Raw genomic sequence first — 7,924 nt, 5'->3', positions numbered from 1 at the left:
TTTTCTTAATTTTACACACTACATAAGAAAAGAACGCAAAAAAATAACTACAAATATATTTTAACTAAAAAGAAGGAGAATTTCAATATGTTTAATAAGGCAAAAAAAATCATTGCAGGCTCAATGTTATTATCGCTAGTAGTTGGAAGTACAGCTTTGGCTGCTTATCCCAATATGTATGGGAAAAACTATACAAAAACAAAATCTGGTGACATTTGTTCTATGACGGCTGAAGGAAACCAGGAGAGTGCAAAAACTAAAATTAAAAACACGGCTAACAGTAAAAGATACTATTCAGTATACGTTGATCGCCGCCACAATAACGGTAAAATAATTGAAAAGGATAGTAAAGAAAATGTAGTTGGTAGTGGAAACTGGTTGATTGCTTTGGTATCTCGTTATCGTAGTACAGCGGATCGTCAGCATCATCATAAGGCATTGTCATGGAACTGCTCTATGAAACCAAGCGGTGCTGGATATACAAATTTTTTAGATGATAAATTTGAATATACAGTGAGTCAGAACAAGTAAATTTAATAAAGTTAAAGGGAAATTGATTTTAATTCATTTTCCCTTATAACCTTTAATTGAAAGGAGACAGAACTATGAGACGGGTTCGAATTCTTGTATTAGCAGTTATCTTAATTGCAATTGTATGTGCCGGAGTTTCATTGTATGCTTATCAGCATAATAAAAGGGCAGAGGAAAACACAATTGATATAATTAAGGACTTCACTGGAAAGGAAGAAGTTGATGTGTCGGGGCAGTCAAGAAAACCAATTGACAGTATGACTTTGTATGATGGAGGAGTATTAGAGATTTATACAGAGACGCAGTTTAAGGGAAAAGATACGCTTAATATTCCGGCAAAATACGAAAAAAAGAAAGTTAAAACGGTTCAAATGTTAAGTCAATTGGAGCAGACCTCTTATTATCTGAAACATATTGTTTTGGAAGATGGGATTGAAGAACTGGAGTTTCAGGGGTGTCCAAACTTAGAAACGGTTGTTTTTCCGCCATCAATAAAGAAAATAGATACGCGCCATTTTAAGAATTTGAAGAAGCAAATTACAATATATGTTACCAAAGATTCCTATGCGGAAAAATGGGCAAAAAAACATCATTTTTCCTATCGTTATGGGACAACGGGAAAGGAGTAGAAATGATTCTAAAAAATTGGATAGATTTTATTCGGAAACACACGTCAATATTTATAATACTTCTTGTTTCACAAATTTTGGCGCTTTTATGTATTTTTTTCGTTTTTGGCGTGTTTCAAAACAACCTATATGAAATTAATGATTATGACGACACACGGTCGCTGAATGCTTCCATTAAAAAGGCGGATATTACGTCAAAGCAGTTAGATGAGTTTTTCAGGGCAATGGTGAATGACAGTGATAATGTGGATTATTTTTATGTGACAGCTCAAAGCAAGTCAGGAAAATATTCTTATATTGACCATGCGCAGCTTAAAAATGGAAAGTATGGATTCAGTGATACCGTTTATTCTTATATGAAGTATGGCATTGATGGTTTTTATTACACAAATGAAGATTATGTCAATAAAAACAAAGTGCTTGTTTCAACGGAAGATAGACTTAAAAAGTATGGCGATGAGGTAAAATTGGAGGGGGATACATATAAAATTGTAGCTACAAATTCATTTTGTGGAGATATTGATACATTTTATGTTCCATATACTTCATTTCCTAAAAAATGTGTCTGGCAGAATCTTTCTTTCGGACTTACCTCACTTCCGACACGAAAGCAGTATGAGTTGTTTAGAAGTTATGTAAAAAAATTAGGTGGAGAACCAGATGATTTTTATGTAGCAAATAATCAGGATTTGAAGCAGAAATATTCTATGCTTGTGGTAAGTGCGATATTGGCTCTTTTGGCAGCATGTAATATGTATATGATTTATAGTTATATTTTCCGTAAAAGAAGAAAGAATCTGGGCGTATTTCTTTTATGTGGATGCAGTAAGAAAAGGGCACGTATGATGTATTTTATGGAAATTCTATGTAATATGATTTGTGTGGTTGTTGTATCAATCGGAATTTTCCGCTTCCTTCTTTATCCACAGATGCTTTCATGGTTTCGTTATGTTGACCGTGTTTACGGTGTCGGGGAATATGGATGTATTATTGGAATCTTTTTGATGATAACGTTTATATTTGGGTATCTTTTATCATGCTCGGTAACGCGTAAAAGTATACTGCAATTTAGAAGGGGGGAATCCTAATGGGAATTTTAGCAATTAGTGAATACATACGGCATGGAAAGCGTAATGTGTTTATCGTGTTTCAAATGGCAGCACTTTTGTTTGTACTGTGTGTGTCTGCGTCAACACTTTTGGCGGAATACCGCCTGTATCGACCATTTGCGCAATTGAATCACAAGGAGGGGCTTTATTTATCCGCATCGGGATACCATGGTGCAAATCCGGATGCTATTGCAAAGGGCATGGAAAAGGTTGATTATGTTTTGGCAATTGGTACGCAGAATTTGCTTTCGAAAGAAGCTGCGAATGGTATAAATGTTGCCGTATATCCGAATCAAATGATAGAAAATTATCAGCCGGATTTGGCAGAGGGGGATTGGCTTTCGGACGAGCCTTTGGAGAAAGGCTGTATGCCGGTTGTGGTTTCTCAAAATCCATACGGATGGAAAAAAGGTTCTAGGATATCGCTTGATTATGGAGATGAGCAGGGAAAGCCGCATACAATTTCCATAAAAGTAGTTGGTGTATTAGATGAAGGAGCGCAAATCCTTGGACATGATTTTGGACAGGGAAATCGTTTGTATTATGATTACCGTGATATTTTTTCTACATATCGGTATGAGCAGGAACAAACGGTATTGTTTCTGACATCAGAAACAGGGGCTAAATCAGTGAATATGCCGGTTACATATGACAGGGAACATTTTATTGTCTATAAAGACGGCATCAGTCGTACAGAGAAAAATAGAAATAACATGGTATTAAAGGATAATCTTGGTGAGTTATCTCAAGATTCAGCGTTAGATGCAAATTTGGAAACATTTATGGCGAGTTCAAATCATGAAATGATTCGCAAGGTCATGATGTATTTGCCGGTTTTATTGAGTGTATTGATTATTACCATTGTAAGTTTAATTAATGTATGTACCTTGAATATGGCAGATGATTTATATCATAATGCTGTGTTTAGTCTGCTTGGACTGCCATGGAAAAAGTGCAGTTGTTTTTCCTTAGTACAGAGTTTGTTTAGTGCGTTTTTGTCAATTGTTATGTTTTTCTTTTTCTTAGCAGTTACAGCTAAACTGCATCTGGAAAATTACGTGTATGTGAATTTTTCAGTTCCGGTACTTGTACTTTTAGGTGGTGTAATTCTGTTGCTTTGTGCCGTCCATTTTATTGTACCGTATCAGATTTTAAGAAAAAAACAACCTGCGGATGTATTACGAAATCGAAAGGAGTAATGTTATGATTCAAATTAAAAATTTAGTGAAAGTATACAACAAGGGAAAGACAAATGAATTTTGTGCCTTGAAAGGGATTGACCTTTCAATTGATGAAGGAGAAATGGTGGCAATTATCGGAAAGTCCGGTGCCGGAAAATCCACGTTACTGCATATTTTGGCGGCAATTGATTCTTACGATAAGGGAAGTTATCTTGTAGATGGGGTGTCGGTAGGAGATTTGAAGGAAAAAGACCGTGCCAGATTTCGCAATCAAAAAATTGGTATTGTCATGCAGGACTATGCTTTGATTGATGAATACACCATCGAGGAAAATGTTCAGATTCCTTTGATTTTTGGAAAAGTAAAAGGAAATGATGTACGAAGGGAAAAAATTATGACTGCATTAAAAAACGTCGGTCTTGATGAATTAGCGAAAAAGCCGGTTCGCCAGCTTTCCGGCGGACAAAAGCAGCGTGTGGCGATTGCTCGTGCATTAGTAAATAATCCGGCATTTTTACTTGCAGATGAACCGACCGGTGCGCTGGATTCTAAGACATCCGGGGAAATCATGGACGTGTTTGAAAAGTTGAATCAAGGCGGGAAAACTGTTATTATTGTAACACACGATATGGAAGTCGCCGCACGGTGCGGGCGTGTAATTGAAATTAGTGATGGGGAGATTGTATAAAGAACAATAAGAGGAGGAAGTAAATCATGAAAACAACAAAGAAACTACTTATTTTGGTGATTGCAGTGATTTTCTGCACATCATGTGGCATGTTTGGTCTTTCAGATTCGGCATGGTCAGAGGTTTTTGAAAAACAAAATAACATGCCGCAAAACTCGCTGGACGAAAAAAAGAAAAATCCTGAAATGGTGTACCAGACAGTTGATGGAAAGTTGTATTTTAGAGAAGGGGGAAAAATTGATGTTTATGAGAAAAATTCAACAGAAAAGGAAAAGATAACAAGTGATGTGGTTTCGTATCTTGTTTACAATGGAAAAATCTATTATACGACAACTTATCAAATGACTGGAAAAAATGAACTGCGTGTATGTGATTTGGACGGTTCCAATGATGAAAGACTTACGCAGAGTGTTGAGTCCTTTTGTCTACAAAATGGAGATGATGGGAAACTGGTTTTAGTTGATAAAATGAGTCAGGATATATTGTATTCGTACGATTTAAAAACAAGAAAAAAGGAAGTTATTTCTTGTGAAGGTGGCTCAATCGATCCGCAGTATGTTTGCTTTGATGGTGACTGGGTGTTTATTGCAGATGACTGTACGATTTCAAAAACTAATTACAAAACCGGTGAATGTGTTTATATCTGGGAGGTTCCGGAGGGCAAGAATGTAAATATAACAGATGTTTACATACATGGAGACAAGGTGTATTTTGGACTTTATGGCACCGATTCACAAACAAAAGATGATACAGGACTTTGGTGCGTAAACCCAGATGGAACGGATAGTAAAAAAATTTCTTCGGATGAAGTGAATGAAGTATGTTTTGTTGGTGAAGAGTATTTTGTTCGCTAGGGAATGGAAAGGGTATAATTTTAGATGAAAAATTTAAAAAGAGTAGTAGTAATTACAATAGCGATTATTTGTGGAATTGTGAGTATGTCAGGCTGCCAAAAAAATGAAAATGAATCGAAAGAAATGACATGGGTAAAAAGCAGTGAAGTGGTTGATAATACCGATGAGCATTTGCAAAACATGCATGAAAATTATCAACTGAAGAAGGACTATATGCTTTACTTAAAGGCGAAGAATTTAGAGGAGTGGGGAACGTTATACCAGATTGAGCGAAACGGGAAACAGCAGATACAATTATTAGATGATGTTTGTCAGTTTGTTGAAATTGGTAACAAAATATTTTACACAAAACCAGAACGAGCAGATGATTTAGAGTTAATAAAAGAATTATGTGTGTATGATAGAAGCACAAAAAAGAGTGAGAAATTATTGGGTTTAAAAGATGACTTACGTTCGCTGATATCGATAAAAAACAATATTGTTTATTATAAGACCTATGATAAAGTAGTGGCTTATGATGTGGATAAACAGACAAAGGAGGAGATGGATTACATGATAACGAGCGCAGTAGTTGTGACGTGTATGGTGAACGGGAAAATAGTAATAGTTGGTGATGGATGTGTTGATATGATTGATTTTGATAAAAAGAAGGTCAAAAAAATCGTGTCACAAACAGAATGTGCCAATGACGCTGTTGCCTGCACAAAAGATGCTGTTTATTATGGTGTGGATTCATACAATATGAATGATATTTTGCAGAAGGAAAAAATTCAGTTAAAGAATAATGGATTGTGGAAATTTGATTTACAGACTGGTAATAAAGAAAAAATACGTGAACAGTCACCAAAGGAATTACATGTTTTGGGGAATAAGGTTTATGATGAGACGCTGAAAGAAGTTTGTTAAGAGAAGAGAGGCAAAATCATGATATTATATGGCTACCGTATGAACGACTATGATAATCTTTTGAGATTATCACAGGCTGAGTTATCTTGCAGTCAGGAAGAACTAAAAAAAATTATACAATTTTTAGAAGAAAAGAAAGAGGAACATCTTGCATCAGAAAAAGAATTTGGGCAGGAGTATTGTTCTTCCCATTATCGTGATTGGGATAGTGATTGGTTGGAGGATGAATCGGATTTTATTCTTGTTACCGGAACAACAAATCAAGGAAGGGTGAATTAATTAAAATGAACAGTTATGGAAAAAACGCCAAACAGAATTGTATGGAGCAGATGAGACAGCTAAGTGTAGAATGTTCACTTGAAGAAATTGATGAGATGCTTGATTTTTTTCGGCAGGTTGAGAAGGATTTTGAAGAGAATGGTGTAGCAGGCGAATATGTTGCAGAAATGGAGCGGAAAGAAAAGCATCCGGATGAACCAATATTTAAAATTCGGATTGTTCCGCCTATATCAAAAAAAGAAAAATCACGTAGACGCAGACGAATTGCCGTAAACAATTTCTTTATGAGAAACTCTAGAAGACTGGCGGCGTGCGTGACCTTGCTGCTTATGATTGCAGCCTGTCTGCTAATGATACGAAAGAATAGGAAGGGCGAAAATAAATGACCTATCAAATGATTCAAAGTGTTGCAGTTACGGGCAACATTTACCAGCAGTTTATATCTTATTTACTGCATGAGAGTGACACTATATTATTAGGAACACAAAACAGAGAACGGCGGCTGGATGGTGTTCCGGTTTCACCAACGCTCATAAAACAATATGAAGAACTTCAGATGTTTACAATTCTTGATGTGAAATGGTGTCAGGTTGAGCCGGACTATCTTTATGGCAAGGCAGCCGACGTAAGTGGATTACAGCAGTTGGTAGATTTATTGCAGGTTGAGTGTCTGGCATTCGTAAAACAGGATGAAATTCTGTTTACCGTGGAGTGGGACTGCTATCATGGATGCGTAATTCGAGAAGATGTTTCGGAATACTTTTCTGCTTTACAGAAAGAACAACCGGTTTTTTATGATTTAATGGGGAAATTGGATATTGACCACTTGGAGCAGGCGTGGAACAAATATCAGCTGCCGGTTGATAAAGAAATGCAAAGCCGGATTTTAACTACGGCATATGTGGGGATTTTTTTGCTTCGGGATGTACTGTCAGCGGATGAGTTAGAACGATGGAAATGTTTTGTATATGAAAAAGAAAATTTGTTTTCGGAATTTTCTATTTTGTGTGCACTTCAAGGTTTGTTGGAAAATGTATTTTCGCAGGCAGACCGAGCATTTATACAAAAACCGGACCACGATATTGTTGCGATGGTTTATTATTTCTTGAAGAAGAATAAGCGAAGATTTAAAAAAGCAAAATCGCAAGTGTTGAGGAAAATATCAAGATATTTTCCGTATTCGGATGCTATTAATGAAAGTATGGTTAAGTGGGTTGAAAAATTATAGGCTGGCGAAATAAATTAGTAAAGAGTATTCATATATTACTTGGATATCAAAAATAATTTGTCAGATTTCCTCCTTTTGTATCGTTATTATTAGTAGAACGATATAAAAGGAGGATTTTTTATGATTACGAAAATCAAAAGAGACACAAGAATAGAATAAATGGTATCATGTGTTGCTTAAAAACTAGCCAAAATGACCGTTCATACCCAAAAAACGACCGTTCATGACTTTTATGTTTTATGCGATGTATTTTGTGTTATGATAGCAGACGGGGGGTGAAAGCAAAAATGAAAATTGATTTTGACTGGTTAATTATGATGCCACTAAGTTTTTTATATATTGGGATTGTATTTTATTATGTTAAATATAAGAAAAGAAAAGTTCCTTATATCATAGTATTTACTTTGTTCTTTACTTATATGGCAGAGGTACTCAAATATACCCAGTTTCCAATTTGTTTAAACATGGATATGGAAGAACTAAACAGGCAATGTGTAAATTACATACCATTTCATTTTT

Annotated in this window: 11 protein-coding genes; all 11 read left to right on the top strand. The window is 35.7% G+C overall.

Annotated elements, in window-relative coordinates:
• The first annotated feature begins 87 nt into the window (after positions 1 to 87).
• Complete coding sequence (locus DW005_RS13095; RefSeq protein ID WP_117480098.1) at positions 88 to 531, top strand: hypothetical protein; 444 nt, start codon at positions 88 to 90, stop codon at positions 529 to 531.
• 74 nt (positions 532 to 605) lie between these two features.
• Complete coding sequence (locus DW005_RS13090) at positions 606 to 1,160, top strand: hypothetical protein (RefSeq protein ID WP_117480096.1); 555 nt, start codon at positions 606 to 608, stop codon at positions 1,158 to 1,160.
• A 2-nt stretch (positions 1,161 to 1,162) separates the two neighbouring features.
• Entirely contained in the window at positions 1,163 to 2,248 is a 1,086-nt protein-coding gene (locus DW005_RS13085) for an FtsX-like permease family protein (RefSeq protein WP_181975056.1), read from the top strand.
• Positions 2,248 to 3,468, top strand: coding sequence for a hypothetical protein (locus DW005_RS13080; RefSeq protein ID WP_117480092.1), 1,221 nt, complete (start codon positions 2,248 to 2,250; stop codon positions 3,466 to 3,468). Before DW005_RS13085 ends, DW005_RS13080 begins: the two co-directional genes overlap by 1 nt.
• A gap of 4 nt (positions 3,469 to 3,472) precedes the next feature.
• Positions 3,473 to 4,138, top strand: coding sequence for an ABC transporter ATP-binding protein (locus DW005_RS13075; protein WP_117480090.1), 666 nt, complete (start codon positions 3,473 to 3,475; stop codon positions 4,136 to 4,138).
• A 26-nt stretch (positions 4,139 to 4,164) separates the two neighbouring features.
• Complete coding sequence (locus DW005_RS13070) at positions 4,165 to 4,992, top strand: hypothetical protein (protein WP_117480088.1); 828 nt, start codon at positions 4,165 to 4,167, stop codon at positions 4,990 to 4,992.
• Positions 4,993 to 5,016: 24 nt separating this feature from the next.
• Positions 5,017 to 5,898 (top strand): DUF5050 domain-containing protein, encoded by an 882-nt coding sequence (locus DW005_RS13065; protein WP_117480087.1) that lies wholly within the window; start codon positions 5,017 to 5,019, stop codon positions 5,896 to 5,898.
• Positions 5,899 to 5,916: 18 nt separating this feature from the next.
• A complete protein-coding gene (locus DW005_RS13060) occupies positions 5,917 to 6,177 on the top strand; it encodes a hypothetical protein (protein WP_117480085.1) in 261 nt (86 codons plus the stop codon).
• Positions 6,178 to 6,182: 5 nt separating this feature from the next.
• Positions 6,183 to 6,563, top strand: a complete 381-nt coding sequence (locus tag DW005_RS13055) for a hypothetical protein (RefSeq protein WP_117480083.1) — start codon at positions 6,183 to 6,185, stop codon at positions 6,561 to 6,563.
• Positions 6,560 to 7,405, top strand: coding sequence for a hypothetical protein (locus tag DW005_RS13050; RefSeq protein WP_117480081.1), 846 nt, complete (start codon positions 6,560 to 6,562; stop codon positions 7,403 to 7,405). Before DW005_RS13055 ends, DW005_RS13050 begins: the two co-directional genes overlap by 4 nt.
• 287 nt (positions 7,406 to 7,692) lie before the next feature.
• Positions 7,693 to 7,924: hypothetical protein (locus DW005_RS14020; RefSeq protein WP_207658748.1), on the top strand; the 232-nt coding region annotated here is incomplete at its 3' end.

It is taken from the genome of Clostridium sp. AF36-4 (assembly GCF_003435975.1).
Taxonomy (GTDB): domain Bacteria; phylum Bacillota; class Clostridia; order Lachnospirales; family Lachnospiraceae; genus Eubacterium_F.
The sequence above is the reverse complement of the archived record's forward strand: the minus strand, read 5'-3'. Positions and strand labels throughout refer to the sequence as shown.

Coding starts and splice junctions, on each gene's coding strand:
- DW005_RS13095 (WP_117480098.1), top strand. CDS start 88: ATGTTTAATAAGGCAAAAAAAATCATTGCAGGCTCAATGTTATTATCG.
- DW005_RS13090 (WP_117480096.1), top strand. CDS start 606: ATGAGACGGGTTCGAATTCTTGTATTAGCAGTTATCTTAATTGCAATT.
- DW005_RS13085 (WP_181975056.1), top strand. CDS start 1,163: ATGATTCTAAAAAATTGGATAGATTTTATTCGGAAACACACGTCAATA.
- DW005_RS13080 (WP_117480092.1), top strand. CDS start 2,248: ATGGGAATTTTAGCAATTAGTGAATACATACGGCATGGAAAGCGTAAT.
- DW005_RS13075 (WP_117480090.1), top strand. CDS start 3,473: ATGATTCAAATTAAAAATTTAGTGAAAGTATACAACAAGGGAAAGACA.
- DW005_RS13070 (WP_117480088.1), top strand. CDS start 4,165: ATGAAAACAACAAAGAAACTACTTATTTTGGTGATTGCAGTGATTTTC.
- DW005_RS13065 (WP_117480087.1), top strand. CDS start 5,017: ATGAAAAATTTAAAAAGAGTAGTAGTAATTACAATAGCGATTATTTGT.
- DW005_RS13060 (WP_117480085.1), top strand. CDS start 5,917: ATGATATTATATGGCTACCGTATGAACGACTATGATAATCTTTTGAGA.
- DW005_RS13055 (WP_117480083.1), top strand. CDS start 6,183: ATGAACAGTTATGGAAAAAACGCCAAACAGAATTGTATGGAGCAGATG.
- DW005_RS13050 (WP_117480081.1), top strand. CDS start 6,560: ATGACCTATCAAATGATTCAAAGTGTTGCAGTTACGGGCAACATTTAC.